The 16,074-nt window shown below is 32.7% G+C and carries 13 protein-coding genes; 11 read left to right on the top strand and 2 right to left on the bottom strand.

Features of this window, described 5'->3' with window-relative positions; all coding sequences use genetic code 11:
* Window positions 1–84 precede the first annotated feature (84 nt).
* The 3 genes from pfkA (at window position 85) to LPC23_RS08630 (ending at window position 3,120) form a co-directional block, all read left to right on the top strand.
* Window positions 85–1,071: a 6-phosphofructokinase gene (gene pfkA / locus LPC23_RS08640; RefSeq protein WP_229329580.1), complete on the top strand. Its 987-nt coding sequence runs from the start codon at window positions 85–87 to the stop codon at window positions 1,069–1,071.
* A gap of 51 nt (window positions 1,072–1,122) precedes the next feature.
* A complete protein-coding gene (gene gap / locus LPC23_RS08635; protein ID WP_229329579.1) occupies window positions 1,123–2,127 on the top strand; it encodes a type I glyceraldehyde-3-phosphate dehydrogenase in 1,005 nt (334 codons plus the stop codon).
* A gap of 141 nt (window positions 2,128–2,268) precedes the next feature.
* Window positions 2,269–3,120: an N-acetylglucosamine kinase gene (locus tag LPC23_RS08630; protein ID WP_229329578.1), complete on the top strand. Its 852-nt coding sequence runs from the start codon at window positions 2,269–2,271 to the stop codon at window positions 3,118–3,120.
* Between the two features lie 51 nt (window positions 3,121–3,171).
* On the opposite strand, the gene LPC23_RS08625 is transcribed toward LPC23_RS08630, so the two are convergent.
* Both LPC23_RS08625 and LPC23_RS08620 read right to left on the bottom strand, forming a co-directional pair.
* The gene (locus LPC23_RS08625) at window positions 3,172–3,552 is read right to left on the bottom strand and encodes a RidA family protein (RefSeq protein ID WP_229329577.1); all 381 of its coding nucleotides are present in this window, start codon (window positions 3,550–3,552) and stop codon (window positions 3,172–3,174) included.
* Window positions 3,553–3,556: 4 nt separating this feature from the next.
* Window positions 3,557–6,238 (bottom strand): putative LPS assembly protein LptD, encoded by a 2,682-nt coding sequence (locus tag LPC23_RS08620; protein WP_229329576.1) that lies wholly within the window; start codon window positions 6,236–6,238, stop codon window positions 3,557–3,559.
* Window positions 6,239–6,372: 134 nt separating this feature from the next.
* Here LPC23_RS08620 and LPC23_RS08615 point away from each other — a divergent pair, with 134 nt between their 5' ends.
* The 8 genes from LPC23_RS08615 to bshA all read left to right on the top strand — a co-directional run bounded on the left by LPC23_RS08615 (window position 6,373) and on the right by bshA (window position 16,074).
* Window positions 6,373–7,542 (top strand): N-acetylmuramoyl-L-alanine amidase family protein, encoded by a 1,170-nt coding sequence (locus LPC23_RS08615; protein WP_229329574.1) that lies wholly within the window; start codon window positions 6,373–6,375, stop codon window positions 7,540–7,542.
* Between the two features lie 45 nt (window positions 7,543–7,587).
* On the top strand, window positions 7,588–8,550 hold the full coding sequence (locus LPC23_RS08610) for an MlaD family protein (RefSeq protein WP_229329572.1): 963 nt from the start codon (window positions 7,588–7,590) through the stop codon (window positions 8,548–8,550).
* 5 nt (window positions 8,551–8,555) lie between these two features.
* A complete protein-coding gene (locus LPC23_RS08605) occupies window positions 8,556–9,884 on the top strand; it encodes a 4Fe-4S dicluster domain-containing protein (protein ID WP_229329570.1) in 1,329 nt (442 codons plus the stop codon).
* Between the two features lie 46 nt (window positions 9,885–9,930).
* Entirely contained in the window at window positions 9,931–10,722 is a 792-nt protein-coding gene (locus LPC23_RS08600; protein WP_229329568.1) for a (Fe-S)-binding protein, read from the top strand.
* A 33-nt stretch (window positions 10,723–10,755) separates the two neighbouring features.
* Complete coding sequence (locus LPC23_RS08595) at window positions 10,756–11,238, top strand: ABC transporter ATPase (RefSeq protein ID WP_229329566.1); 483 nt, start codon at window positions 10,756–10,758, stop codon at window positions 11,236–11,238.
* Window positions 11,239–11,248: 10 nt separating this feature from the next.
* Window positions 11,249–14,257 carry a serine hydrolase domain-containing protein gene (locus LPC23_RS08590; protein ID WP_229329564.1) on the top strand — a complete coding sequence of 1,003 codons (3,009 nt, stop codon included), beginning with the start codon at window positions 11,249–11,251 and terminating at the stop codon, window positions 14,255–14,257.
* Window positions 14,258–14,262: 5 nt separating this feature from the next.
* On the top strand, window positions 14,263–14,859 hold the full coding sequence (locus LPC23_RS08585) for a phosphatase PAP2 family protein (RefSeq protein WP_229329562.1): 597 nt from the start codon (window positions 14,263–14,265) through the stop codon (window positions 14,857–14,859).
* Between the two features lie 81 nt (window positions 14,860–14,940).
* On the top strand, window positions 14,941–16,074 hold the full coding sequence (bshA, locus tag LPC23_RS08580; RefSeq protein WP_229329560.1) for an N-acetyl-alpha-D-glucosaminyl L-malate synthase BshA: 1,134 nt from the start codon (window positions 14,941–14,943) through the stop codon (window positions 16,072–16,074).

Below are 16,074 nucleotides of genomic sequence, written 5' to 3'. Positions count from 1 at the left end.
ATTCTTTACAGTTCAATAATTAATTAATTACATCGCTTTGAAACTAATTCATGTTTCTTAATTTAGCGCCAAATACTATCAATAATGTCAAACAAAATTAGAAAAATAGGAGTTTTAACTTCCGGTGGTGATTCCCCTGGAATGAATGCTGCAATTCGCTCAGTTGTTAGAACTTGTGCTTTCCATAACATTGGATGTGTAGGAATCTATAGAGGTTATCAAGGTATGATTGAAGGAGACTTCAAAGAAATGGGCCCTCGAACAGTGAACAACATTATTAATAAAGGAGGAACAATTTTAAAGTCGGCTCGTTCTATGGAATTCAAAACTCCAGAAGGAAGAAAAAAGGCCTACGATAATTTAGTAAAAGCAGAAATTGATGCATTTGTTGTTATTGGTGGAGATGGAAGTTTTACCGGTGCTTTGTTGTTTAATTCAGAGTATAATTTTCCTGTAATTGGAATTCCAGGGACTATTGACAATGATATTTTTGGGACCAGCTTCACTTTAGGATATGACACGGCTTTGAATACAGTAGTTGAGGTTATTGATAAAATTCGAGATACAGCTAGTTCGCACAATCGTTTGTTTCTTGTAGAAGTAATGGGAAGAGATGCTGGACATATTGCTTTGAATGCAGGTATTGGTGCTGGTGCTGAAGAAATTTTAATTCCAGAGGAAGATATGGGACTTGAGCGATTATTAGATTCACTTAAGAAAAGTAAGGCAACTGGAAAATCCTCTAGTATAGTAGTAATTGCAGAAGGAGACAAGATTGGTAAAAGCGTTTTTGAATTGAAAGATTATGTAGAATCAAATTTACCAGAATATGATGTAAGAGTTTCGGTTCTAGGTCATATGCAACGTGGTGGATCACCATCTTGTTTTGATAGGGTTTTAGCGAGTAGGTTAGGAGTTAAAGCTGTCGAATCGCTATTGGAAGGAAAATCAAATTATATGGCGGGAATTTACCAAGATAAAATAACATTAACTCCTTTAGAACAAGCAATCAAAGGTCACTCTGAAATTGATAAAGAGTTGTTAAGAGTATCCGATATAGTTTCTATATAATAATACTCAACTAAAAAATTAAATATTTACACAAACTAAAATAAATTAAAAATGTCAAAAGTAAAATTAGGAATAAACGGTTTTGGAAGAATTGGAAGAATAGTTTTCAGAGAATCGTTTAACAGAGATAATGTTGAGGTAGTAGCTATCAATGACTTATTAGACGTTGATCACTTAGCTTACTTATTAAAATACGATTCTGTTCACGGTCGTTTTAATGGAACTGTTGAAGTAAAAGAAGGTAAATTATATGTAAATGGAAGACACATTCGAATTACTGCTGAAAGAAACCCTGCAGATTTGAAATGGAATGAAGTTGATGTAGATGTAGTTGCTGAATGTACAGGTTTTTTTACCACTGTTGAAACTGCAAGCGAGCACATCAAAGGTGGTGCTAAGAAAGTAATTATTTCTGCTCCTTCTGCTGATGCGCCAATGTTTGTAATGGGAGTGAATCACGAAACTGCAAAAGCTACAGATTTAGTTGTTTCTAATGCTTCTTGTACTACAAACTGTTTGGCTCCAATGGCTAAAGTAATTCACGATAACTTCGAAATTGTTGAAGGTTTAATGACAACAGTTCACGCTACCACTTCAACTCAAATGACTAATGATGGTCCTTCTAGAAAAGATTTCAGAGGTGGTCGTTCCGCATTAGTGAATATGATTCCTTCTTCTACAGGAGCTGCTAAAGCAGTAGGAGTTGTGATTCCTTCATTAAACGGAAAATTAACTGGTATGTCAATGCGTGTTCCTACTGTTGACGTTTCTGCAGTGGATTTAACTGTGAAATTGGCTAAAGAGACTTCGTATGCTGAAATTATGGCTGTATTGAAAAAAGCATCTGAAACTACAATGAAAGGAATCTTAGGATTTACTGAAGATGATGTAGTATCTAATGATTTTGTTTCTGATGCAAGAACTTCAATTATTGATGCTAAAGCTGGAATTGGTTTGAATTCTACTTTCTTCAAAATTATTTCTTGGTATGATAATGAGTATGGATATTCAAGTAAATTAATTGATTTATCTGTTCATATTTCAGGTTTAAAATAATCAAAACCTTTTCAATAAAATCCCGTTATTATTATTGTAACGGGATTTTATTTTTTACTGTTTCCCTATTTCTATACTGTTATAAAAAGTTTAATTTTATAACTTTAAATTTCAAAAAATAAAACCTAAAAAAACCAAAAGATGAAATTAATTGTTGATAGTGGCTCAACCAAAGCTGATTGGATTGCAATAGATGAAAGTGGTAAAATTTTATTTACTACTCAAACCTTAGGGTTAAATCCAGAAATTTTAGATGAAGAAGAAGTTGTTGAGCGTTTAAATGACCGTTTTGATATACTACAAAATAAAAATGAGGCGACTCATCTATTCTTTTACGGAGCAGGTTGTGGTACGGAACGAATGAAAATATTTCTTTCTCAGGTTTTTCAAGCCTATTTTCCTAATGCAATTGTTTCTGTTGAAGAGGATACTTATGCGGCTGTTTTTGCAACTACTCCTAAAGGGGAAAAAGCTATCGTAAGTATTTTAGGAACGGGTTCTAATTGTAGTTTCTTTGACGGAAAAGATTTGCATCAAAAGGTACAATCGTTAGGATATATTATCATGGATGATTGTAGTGGAAATGTTTTTGGAAAAGAACTAATTAGAAAATATTATTTCAACAAAATGCCACAACATTTAGCAGTTGAATTTGAGAAGGAGTACGATATGTCTCCTGATTATATTAAAAGTAAGTTATATAAAGAATCTAATCCAAATGCTTATTTAGCTACTTTTGCTAAATTTTTAATTCAACATAAAGAAGATCCATTTTGTAAAAAAATTATCTATAAAGGGATGAAGTCTTTTGTGAAAAATTATATCAAGCAATTTGATAATTATCAAGAAGTGCCAGTACATTTTGTAGGATCTATTGCTTTCTACTTGAAAGACGAATTAGAAGTAACCTTTGAAAAATACCAAATTAAATTAGGAAACGTATTGCGAAGACCAATTGATGGTTTGATAGCCTACCATGTTGCTAATCAATAATTATAACATAGAATAGCAAAATGCCTTAGTGAATTCACTAAGGCATTTTTTTTATTGTACTGCAATCATTGAAATTTCAACGTTCACATTTTTGGGTAAACCTGCTACTTGAACAGTTTCCCTGGCTGGTGCTGACTTTTCGTTAAAATAAGCCCCATAAATAGAATTGATGGCAGTGAAATCATTCATGTCAGAAATGAAAATAGTAGATTTTATTACATTTTCAAATGTCATGTTTGCAGCCTCTAAAACAGCTTTTAAATTTTCCATTACTTGTTTCGTCTCTGTTTCGATAGAGTCAGTTACCAATTCTCCTGTAGATGGATTGATTGCAATTTGCCCAGAAGTGTAAAGTGTGTTTCCTGTTAATACAGCCTGATTGTAAGGTCCGATAGGCGCTGGGGCTTTTTCAGTAAAAATAATTGTTTTCATATGTTTATCGTATTATTGTGCTTCTCTTATCCCATTTAATATCGCTAAGAACTCCCGATTTGATTCCAATAAAGAAACCCCAATTTGCGTTGTTTCCAAATGGAGTCCAATTAAAATCCATTCTCCAGCTTAATAAGTCTCTCTCAAATCTAAGTTGTGTAAAAGTAACTCCTTTTTGTACAAAATCATAACCCGTTGAAATTCCAGTTTTCCATTTTGGTGTTAAATCAGCGTTGATTGAAATCATGATTGAGTTTCCAATTATTTTATTTTCTCTATTGTTATTGCCATAAGTTAGTGCATAAGCAAAGGTCATATCCCAAGGTAAAGTATAATTAAAAAAATCAGATTCTGACTCTTTTTTATCGTCAGTTTCTTCATCGTCAAACATGCTTCTTTGAATATTTCCCGTAATTGGTTTTCCAAACAAATCGTCCTCACGCCCTCCATTTCTTATTGTTTCGGAATTGTTAGATCTATTTGTTTTTTTATTTGGACTGCTCGCTAAAGAATAATTGATAGTCATATTAGCACTACTCATTCGAAATAGGCTTCCACCATTATCAATATTGAACTTGTTGATTCTTTGTCCAGAGTTATTAACTGCATAGGGATCCAATGTTGCTCCAAAATTCAAGTTCATTTTATTATCAAAAAACTGTGTTCCACCGCTTACACGAACTGGAGTCCAAGCAAGTGTTCTTTTTCCATCAGCATTAAAATCATAACTAGTAGACAGGTTTAAATTATTCAAAAGCATGATTTTTTTAGCCTCTGTTTTAGTGCTATCCTTGTCAGTGACTTTTGCTTCAAATGTATTACTTAGATCAAATCCTACCGAGTTTGAATTGACATTTCCTGGAGCTCCATAAATACCACCTTCAAATCTTGAATATTCTTTAACCATAGTACCGCTTCCATCTGCTGCATAAGTGTCATAATATTTTTCAAAACTTGGGGTATAACCATAGGATACCGAAGGTCGCATAACATGTCGTATGGCTTGAATTCTTTTATTTTTTTTAAAGTTAAACGTACCATAAACAGTTGTACCGATACTCGAACTAAAAGAGTAGGTTCTAAAAGCATCAAAACCATTAACTTGTGTATCAACAACTTTATTCTGATTGGTGTCAAACTGGCGATTAATGGTTTTTAAATACCAAACTTCTCTATAATTTACAGCTGATGTAGCACTAAAATATTTGAATAGCTTAAAGTTGGTATTCAAAGGAATTGAGTGTTGGAAACCTACTCTTGCATTTTCAAACATTTGAGGTCTAAAAAATAGAGAGTCAGTTGTCGTAAAACTATTACTTGCGCTCAAATCATATTGTAAATTAATGTTCTTAAAAAAACCTTTTCTAACGCCATCTTTTTTAACAAATGGATACACCCTGTCAACACTATATTGTAGTGTAGGTAAAGTCATATCTATTTGTTGAGTTTGTGTATTTTGCGAATGCGTTGCGGTTATAGCAAGTCTTGATTGTGGTCCAGATCCTGTAAAAATTCTACTATACGATACAGACGAATTCAGGGTGTTGTTTAAATTTGATCCAATATTATTTTGATTAATCGATTGTCTAAAGAAAGTACTACTTCCAAGGTTTACTGAGGCAGAAAAGCTAGAGTTTGGGTTGGCTTTAGCATCCCTAGAATGAGACCATTGAATATTATAAATATTTTGTTTTGAATAATCTGGAAATCCTCTTTCACTAGTAATTAAATTTTCAAATCGGATATTGACATTTCCTCTATAATTATAACGTTTAGCGTAATTAGATTCGAAACGCATTCCATAACTTCCATTGGTATAGTAATCTCCCAACACGGTTAAATCATATTGATCACTTAAAGCAAAATAGTACCCACCATTTTGTAAGGAAAAACCTCTTGTATTGGAGTCATTATAACTTGGTAGTAATATACCAGAAATACTAGTTTCTTTTGTCATTGGGAAGAAGGCAAAAGGAAGAGCAATTGGTGTTGGGACATTAGCAATCACCATATTGGTTAAACCCGTCACTACTTTCTTTCCAGGAACAAACTTTACTTTATTTGTCTGAAAATAGTATTCTGGATTATCTACATCTTTAGAAGTTGTAAATCTTGCCCCTTTTAAAAAGTAAACAGAATCATTTTCTTTTTTTGTTAATGCCGCTTTGATTTTAAATTCCCCTTGATCGGATCTAGAATTCCAAATAATCGCTTTTTTAGTTTTAAAGTTAAATCGAATGGAATCGGGTTCAACTACATTGGCGCCTTGTTTAAAGTTAGGAAATTGAGTATATTTTCCTGTGGAGTCTTTGATTCTTCCAGCATACACTTCATCTTTTTCATAATCCAAAAGAATAATTCCTGATTTCAACTCTACATCTTGATAATATAATTCGGCAGTATCATAGAGTAAAATATTTTTTTTCTTTTGATCAATTTTTGTAAACTCTTTAGCCTTATATTTCACCTTTCCATCTAAAAAAGCTTTTTTTGTTTTTGCACTGTCTTTTTTAATAGAATCGGTTACTATTGGATTGGGTTTATTTTTTTCGACAGCAGTAGTGGTGGGTTTGGTTACAGGTTTAATTATCGTTTTTTTTAGTGGACTATCTTGACAATAGACATTGGTAGATCCAATTGTTAGGAAAATGGATAATAAAACGATATTAAATAAGTTTGTACGCAAAGGTTTAAATGCTATTTTTGTAAATTATCACCAATTGAGATGTCTAATCTTAACTTGGTTTATTCACCGGCAAAAATAGTCAAATATATTTTTAATAGCTATTGAGGTTTAATTTATATTAACAATACATATTTATGAATTTTAGTTATAGAGTAAAAGCAGTATTTTTATTAGTTTTTCTGACAGTTACTCAATTAATTTACAGTCAAAATTCTAAGTTTACTGTAACATTAGATGCGGGACACGGAGCACATGATTATGGAGCTGTATATAGTGGTAGGATTGAAAAAAACATTGCTTTAGCTGTTGTGCTTAAAGTAGGTGCTATTTTAGAAAAAACAAGAAAAATAGATGTAATTTATACACGTAAGACCGATGTTTTTATCGATTTAATAGAACGTGCCAATATCGCGAATCGAGCCAAGTCTGATATTTTTGTTTCTATACATTGTAATGCTAACAAGAATACCGCCGCAGACGGAACAGAAACTTACGTAATGGGTTTGAGTAAATTAGCTTCCAATTTAGAGGTGGCCAAAAAGGAAAACTCTGTAATCACCAAAGAAAAGGATTACAAACAAAAATACGATGGGTTTGATCCAAATTCTCCTGAATCACTATTAGGATTTACATTAATGCAAGAAGAATATTTAGATAATAGTATAAATCTTGCCAGTAAAATTGAAGAACAGTTTGGGAAGTTAGGCAAGAAGTTGCGTCAAGGTGGCGTAAAACAAGAACGATTTATGGTATTGCACAAAGCTTATATGCCAAGAGTATTAGTTGAAATGGGTTTTATATCCAATCCAGTCGAAGGAGAGATTTTAAATTCTGAAGAAGGTCAAGACGAACTAGCTGATGCCATTGCTAATGCAATAATCAGTTACAGAAATGAAAATTTTGGTGATGGAAGTCTACCAATTAAAGAGTTGAAACCTTCAAAAAGAGTGGTGGTGAAGCAGGTAAAAGATACTATAATCAAACCATCGACTGTTGAAAAAACAACAGAAGCCAAACAAGATGAATTAAAAAAAGAAGATAAATCGAATGGTATTATTTATAAAGTTCAGATTGGAACAAGCCCTAAAAAAGTAGCTTTAGAATCAAAAAATTTTAAAGGTTTAGAGCCCATTTCAATGAATGAATTAAATAAATCATTTGTGTATTTGTATGGCGAAACTACTGACATGCAAGAAGCTAAACGATTTTTGGCTACTGCCAAATCAAAAGGATATACGACTGCCTTTATTGTTCCATTTAAAAATGGTCAAAAAATTAGCCTTCAGGAAGCGTTAAAATTGTAGTCTAAGTCATTATTTTTATATTAATTTGTAAACTAAAAATATATTTTGAAGATATCAAGAGAAATAAAAGCCGCTGTACTAGTTATAGCTTCAATTTTGTTATTTATATGGGGATATAGTTTCTTGAAAGGGAAAGCTATTTTCTCAAATTATCAAACTTATTATGTCAATTTTGATAATGTCGAAGGTCTAGCTAAATCAGCTCCAGTTACTTTAAACGGTCTTGCAATTGGAAAAGTAAATACTATCTCGATAAATCCTAAGAACGGAAAATTAGAAGTAGAGTTACAAATTACTACTGACTTCCCAATTTCTGCAACTAGTAAAGCAGTTCTATACGAGCCAGGATTAATTGGTGGAAAACAAATTTTGATTGAACCTGATTTTACGAATCCTACATTAGCTAAGAATGGACAACTATTAGTTGGAGATGTAAAATTGAGTTTGAGTGCGTCAATCCAAGAAAAGCTAGTACCTCTTCAAGAAAAATTCGAGAAGGTGATAGTAGAAGTAGACCATTTATTATCGGGTGTAAATAATGTGCTGGACGAAACCACTCAAAAAGAATTAAAAATCACCTTGTCAGAGTTAAGTAAGACAATGAAACAAGTTAATGCAGCTACTTCAACTGCATCTAACATGTTAAACGAAAACAAGTCTGATCTTAGAACTGTTGTTGCTAATTTCAAAAAAGTGTCTTCTGATTTTACTAAAATTTCAGATTCGTTAAACAAAGCAGATTTGGGTAAAACCGTTACTCGCTTTAATTCTACCTTAACTAAGGTGGATGCAATTCTAGCAGATTTACATTCTGGTAAAGGATCTGCAGGAAAATTGCTAAAAGATGATAATTTATATAATAATCTAAAAGCTACTACCAAAGAAATGGAATTATTGTTAAAAGACGTTCGTTTGTATCCAACTCGATACATTAATGTATCTGTTTTTGGTAAAAAAAATAAGCCATACGTTGGTAAAGTAAATGACTCTATTTCCAAAGAAAAATAATAATTATGAATTATTTAGATACTATTTTATTTGCAGTTATTCTGTCGTTAGGTTTCGGATTTTTTTATCTGAACATCAAAAAAATGATAAGAAATATTAATTTAGGTAGAGATGTCAACCGTTTTGATAATCCCAAAATTAGATGGAATAATATGGCGATGATTGCTTTAGGTCAGTCAAAAATGGTGAAGCGTCCTATTTCTGGAATATTTCATATCATAGTTTATGTTGGTTTTGTAATTATCAATATTGAATTATTAGAGATTATCATAGACGGTTTATTTGGAACACATAGAATATTTGCCTTCTTGGGTGGAATTTATGATGTTTTGATAGCTAGTTTTGAAATATTAGCAGTGTTAGTTTTGTTTGCTGTAGCTGTTTTTTGGATACGTAGAAATGTAATTCAATTGAAGCGTTTTACTAGCCCAGAATTGAATGGAGCTCCTAAAAAAGATGCAAACTACATATTGTATTTTGAAGTTGTTTTGATGACTTTATTTTTACTAATGAATGCTTCAGATTTACACTTGCAAAATGTACCGGGAGGATATTCTCACTTTATTAAGGCGGGGTCTTTTCCTATAAGTCAATTTATAGAGCCTATTTTCAATGGTATGTCTAATGAATTGGTCATGCTTTTATCGGAATTATTTTGGTGGATGCACATCATTGGAATTTTAATTTTCATGAATTATTTGTACTACTCAAAACACTTGCACATTTTGTTGGCATTTCCTAATACTTACTTTGCCAATTTAAATGCTGATGGTCAATTTGATAATTTAGAGTCTGTTACAAAAGAGGTCAAATTAATGATGGATCCAAATGCTGATCCATTCGCTGCAGCAGCTGAACCTGATGAAGCTCCAGCTAAATTTGGAGCGAGTGATGTTCAAGACTTGAATTGGGTACAATTACTAAATGCTTACACTTGTACTGAATGTGGTCGTTGTACTTCTTCTTGTCCAGCCAATCAAACTGGAAAGAAATTATCTCCTCGAAAAATTATGATGGATACCCGAGACCGTTTGGAGGAAGTGGGTAGAAATATAGATGCTAATAAAGGTGTATTTATTCCTGATAATAAATCATTATTAAATGATTATATAACAGCAGAAGAACTTTGGGCATGTACCTCTTGTAATGCTTGTGTGGAGGAATGTCCGGTAAGTATTAGTCCTTTATCAATTATAATGGATATGAGACGCTATTTAGTAATGGAACAAAGTGCAGCGCCAATGTCTTTAAATGCCATGATGTCAAATATTGAGAATAATGGTGCACCTTGGCAATACAATCAACAAGATCGATTGAACTGGAAGAACGAATAAATAATGATTTCTATAGTATAGAATCTCTTAATTATAAAGAATTATTATGTCAGAAAATTTAGTAGTACCCACAATGGCTGAAATGCTTGCTCAAGGAAAACAACCTGAAGTTTTATTTTGGGTGGGTTGTTCAGGAAGTTTTGACGATAGAGCAAAAAAAATTACAAAAGCATTTGTACGAATTTTAAATCGTGCAGAAGTATCATTTGCAGTTTTAGGCGCAGAAGAAAGTTGTACCGGAGATCCTGCTAAAAGAGCAGGTAATGAATTTTTATTTCAGATGCAGGCCATGATGAATATCGAGGTGCTAAATGCCTATGAAGCAAAAAAAATTGTTACCGCTTGCCCTCATTGTTTTAATACTTTAAAAAATGAATATCCCGAGTTAGGTGGTAACTACGAAGTGGTTCATCATACGGAATTTCTTAAATCTTTGTTAGATGAAGGTCGATTAACTATTGAAGGGGGACAATATAAAGGAAAGAAAATTACCTTTCATGACCCTTGTTATTTAGGACGTGCAAACAAAATTTATGAGGCACCACGAGATTTAATTCAAAAATTAGATGTAGAATTGGTTGAAATGAAGCGTTCTAAAGCAAATGGATTATGTTGTGGAGCGGGTGGAGCACAAATGTTTAAGGATGCAGAACCTGGCTCAAAAGAAATCAACATCGAGAGAACCGAAGATGCTTTAGAAACACAACCTGATATTATTGCTGCTGGTTGTCCTTTTTGTAACACTATGTTGACGGACGGGATTAAAAATAAAGAAAAAGAAAGTGAAGTAAAAGTTTTGGATATAGCTGAACTTATAGCAAATGCTCAAGATTTATAGTCTTTTTTTAAATAAATTAATACAACAACAAAGATGTACGTTCCGTTTGAAAGTTTACCTACTGATTCTAGAATTTGGATTTATCAATCCAATAGAAAATTCTCTGATGATGAAATGAATGAAATCGAAACAGCTTTACAAGCTTTTTTGGTAAATTGGAGTGCACATGGAACAAGTTTAGAATCTTCCTATCAGTTACGATACAACCGATTTATTATTTTAGCTGTTAATCAAGAAGTACAAAACGCAACAGGATGTTCAATTGACGCCTCTGTCGAGTTTATTCAAAGTTTAGAGGCTAAATACAATGTGGATCTTTTAGATAAAATGAACGTTACTTTCAAGTTAGGCGAACATATTGCTCACAAGCCATTAATTGATTTTAAGAAAATGGTAAAAGATAAAGCTGTTACTGAAAATACCATTGTATTTAATAATTTGATTAACAATATCGAAGAGTTTAATGAATCGTGGGAAGTTCCGGCTGTAGATAGTTGGCACAGTCGTTTCTTCTAAAATTGAATAGATGAAAACGATCTTTAGTAGAGTTGCACTTTGTATTGTTTTATTGTTTTTGGTTTCAAATTGTGTTACCATTAAGAATAAATTCGTTTCAACTGACCCAATCGTAATAATTAAACCTGAGATTTCTGATTTTGAAGAAGTCTATATTCCTCAAACCAAATCCGCTAGAAAAAACTTTTTTAAAGATTCAGAAGCCGAAAATCGTTGGGCAGATAGTATTTTTAGCCAAATGTCGCTACAAGAAAAAGTGGGACAATTATTCATGGTTGCCGCCTATTCTAATAAAGACAATCTTCATACAAACGCCATTGAAAAGTTAATTAGAGACCATAAGATTGGTGGTCTGATTTTTTTTCAGGGCGGGCCTTTGCGTCAAGCGAATTTGACTAACCGTTATCAATCCAAATCAAAAATTCCATTATTTATTGGAATTGATGCAGAGTGGGGACTGAGTATGCGCTTGGATTCGACTTATCGTTATCCGTGGAATATGACATTAGGTGCTATACAGGATCTTAAGTTAATTGAGAATGTTGGAGAGTTAATGGGTAAAGAAAGCAGAAGAATGGGAGTACACTTTAATTTTGCACCAGTTTTAGATATTAATACGAATCCAAAGAACCCAATTATTGGCAACCGATCTTTTGGTGAAAATAAATTCAATGTAACCGAGAAGGCAATTGCTTTAATGAGTGGAGTACAAAGGCAGGGTGTTTTTTCAACAGGGAAACATTTTCCAGGTCATGGAGATACCTCTATTGATTCTCATTTAGGGTTACCAACGGTGTCTTTTTCAAAAGAACATTTAGATAAAGTAGAGCTATATCCGTACAATAAAATTATCGATGAAGGTCTAGCTTCAGTTATGGTAGGTCATTTAGATGTTCCTAGTTTAGAATTCCGTCAAAATTATCCCACTTCCATTTCGTATAATGTAGTCACCAATTTATTGCAAAACGAACTAAAATTCGACGGTTTAATCTTCACCGACGCTTTAAACATGAAAGGTGTTAGTAAATTTAAGAAACCAGGCGATGTTGATTTAGATGCATTTCTTGCTGGAAATGACATTTTACTTTTTTCGGAGAATGTCCCGTTAGGTATTGAAACTATAATGAAAGCTTATGAAGATAAAATTGTTTCAGAGGAGCGATTGGAACAATCTGTAAAGAAGATTTTAAAATACAAGTTCAAGGCAGGTCTTCATAACTACAAACCTATAGCAGTTCAAAATTTAATTCAAGAGATTAATCCTGTTGCAAATGAAGCTTTGCAATACCAATTGTATGAAAATGCAATTACAGTTTTGAAAAATGATAAAAACCTTTTGCCTATAAAGGATTTGAACCTTCAGAAGATTGCGTATGTAAAACTTGGAGATGATTTCAATACTAAGTTTGTATCTACACTTAAGAAATATACTGAAGTTACTGAAATTAATGCAACAAGTTTAGATAGCCTTAACCTAAAGTTAAAAGAATATTCTACTGTAATTATTGGTTATCATAAAGCAGATAAACCATGGAAGAATAACGATTTCACAACCACTGAAAAGCTTTGGCTTCAAGAAATCGCAAAAAACAATAGGGTTATTTTAGATGTATTTGCCAAACCGTATTCGTTATTGCCAATATCAAATTTCGATGATATAGAAGGACTTGTTGTTTCCTATCAAAACAATGATATTGCTCAAGAGGTAAGTGCTGAATTATTATTTGGCGCTATTGAGTCTAAGGGCAAATTACCTGTTTCTATCAACGAATCGTTTAAAGTTAATGATGGACTTTCCACACAGAAATTAAATAGATTAGGTTTTACAGCACCTGAGAATGTCGGAATGAGTTCAGAAAAACTAAAACAAATTGATGTTTTGGCTCAAAAAGCAATTGCAGGTAAAATGGCTCCAGGAGTTCAAGTGTTGGTGGCTAGAAAAGGGAAAGTGATTTATCAAAAGGCCTTTGGAAATTACACTTATGATTCGAATGAAAAAGTAACCAACGAAACCATTTTTGATGTAGCTTCTGTGAGTAAAATTGTTGGGACTTTGCCCAATGTGATGAAGTTATATGATCAAAATAAAATTAATTTGAATACCACTTTAGCCGAAATGCTACCCATTTTCGCTGCTTCTGATAAAAAAGATATTCATTTTAAAGAATTGCTAACACATTCTGCAGGTCTAGTGGCATGGATTCCTTTTTATAAAGCCACTTTAGATTCTAATAATAAGCCTTTATCTAAATATTATAGAAAATTAGCTGATTCTCAATTTTCAAAGAAAGTAGCTGACAGCCTTTTCATTCGTAACGATTATCATGATACAATTATGAAAATGATTGTCGAAAGTAAATTGTCTCCTAAAAAAGAATACAAATACAGTGATTTTACCTTTATTATTCTAGGAAATTATTTGGAAAGGGTGATGGGAGTTTCGCTAGATGTTTTAGCAACAGAGCAGTTTTTTAAACCTATTGGCGCTACTAATACAATGTATAATCCGTTGACTAAAATTGATAAGAATCGAATAGCGCCAACAGAAGTTGACAACTATTTTAGACACCAAACTGTTCAGGGTTATGTTCACGATATGGCTGCTGCATTAGAAGGAGGAGTTGCTGGTCATGCTGGATTGTTTTCGAATGCAATGGACATTGCAAAAATTATGCAACTGTTTTTACAAAAAGGAAACTATGGGGATCAACAGTTTTTTTCTGAAAAAACCTTCGATGATTTCAACACCTGTTATTTTTGCTCTGATGGTAATCGAAGAGGTTTAGGATTTGATAAACCGCAATTAAGTGGTGATAGTCCAACTTGTGGTTGTGTTTCTATGTCAAGCTTTGGACATACTGGTTTTACAGGAATTATGACTTGGGCTGATCCAAAAACTGAAATTATTTATGTATTTATTTCGAATAGAACCTATCCCACTAATCCGATCAATACATTGTCAAAAGAACACATTAGAGAAGATATTCAAAAGATTATTACCGAATCAATTTTAAATTAATTACAATGAATAAAGTAATTGGGTTTTTTATATTCTTTTTTAGTGTAAGTACCATTAATGCTCAAAATGTAGATATAGATGTCTTAAAAAAAATAAACATTAATAGGAATACATCTTTGGATGGTACATTTAAATCTATTAGTCAATCAGCAGTACCTATTAGTGTAGCTACTCCAATTCTAATTTATACATTAGGAATGATTAATAATGATTCAGTTGCAAAACAAAAAGCTTTGTTTATAGGTGAAACATTTTTAGCTTCAGCATTTATAACTGTTGTTTCAAAAAAGATTATAAAAACAGATCGTCCCTACGATACCTATCCAATGATACAACCTGTAGTTTCAGAAGCTTCTTACTCAATGCCATCGGGACATACCTCTACTGCTTTTGCAACAGCAACATCATTGAGCTTAGCCTATCCAAAATGGTATGTTGTAGCCCCATCATTTGTATGGGCAGGAGCGATTGGTTATTCTAGAATGCATTTAGGAGTTCATTATCCCTCTGATGTTTTAGCAGGTGCGCTTGTTGGCAGTGGTTCAGCCTATCTAACCTACAAAGCAAATCAATGGATCAATAAAAAGCGAAAGAAAAAATGATTAAAGTAAGTTAGTATTATTTCTTTATGAAATAGGAAAGCCGTTGTAATTTCATTAAATTCGTATTCTTAAATTATACAAATGAAAATTGCTATCGTATGTTATCCCACCTTTGGTGGAAGTGGAGTTGTAGCGACTGAGTTGGGTCTTGAATTGGCTCGTCGAGGGCATGAAATCCATTTTATTACTTATAGTCAACCAGTACGATTGGCTCTTTTGAATCCTAATGTTCACTACCACGAAGTTAACGTTCCAGAATATCCTTTATTCCATTATCAACCCTATGAATTGGCTTTGTCAAGTAAGTTGGTCGATATGGTTAAATTACATAAGATTGAACTATTGCACGTTCATTATGCTATCCCTCACGCCTATGCGGGTTATATGGCGAAGCAAATGCTGAAAGATGAGGGAATTAATATACCAATGGTCACCACTTTGCACGGAACAGACATCACCTTAGTAGGTAACCATCCTTTCTATAAACCAGCAGTAACTTTCAGTATTAACAAATCTGATTTTGTTACTTCAGTATCTCAAAATTTGAAAGATGATACCTTGCAATTGTTTAATATTTCCAAGGATATTGAAGTGATACCCAATTTTATAGAATTAGATAAAGTTAATTCAGAAAATAAAATGCCCTGTCAACGCTCTGTTATGGCTAAAGAAAATGAGCGAATCATAACCCATATCAGTAATTTTAGGGAGGTAAAACGAATACCGGATATCATTAAAATATTTTATGCCATTCAAAAAGAAATTCCTGCAAAGTTAATGATGGTTGGGGATGGACCAGAAAAAGAAAAAGCTGAATACCTATGCCAAGAGTTAGGTATTTTAGACAAAGTAATTTTCTTTGGTAATAGTAATGAAATTGATAAAATTTTATGCCAAACAGATTTATTTTTATTACCATCCAAAACAGAAAGCTTTGGATTAGTTGCATTAGAAGCTATGGCTTGTAGTGTTCCAGTTATTTCAAGTAATGCTGGAGGATTACCTGAAGTAAATAGGAATGGTTTTTCAGGTTTTCTAAGTGATGTTGGAGATGTCGATACTATGGCCAAAAACGCGCTTACAATTTTAAAAGACGATTTAACTTTAGCCGAGTTTAAGAAAAATGCTTTGGCGACAGCTCAAAAGTTTGACATCAAAAATATTCTTCCACTTTACGAAGATTTATATCGTAGAGCAATTGCTAAGTTTACATAA

Source organism: Flavobacterium ammonificans, from assembly GCF_020885975.1.
GTDB classification, from domain to species: Bacteria; Bacteroidota; Bacteroidia; order Flavobacteriales; family Flavobacteriaceae; genus Flavobacterium; species Flavobacterium ammonificans.
This window is presented reverse-complemented; position numbering and strand designations above follow the sequence as displayed.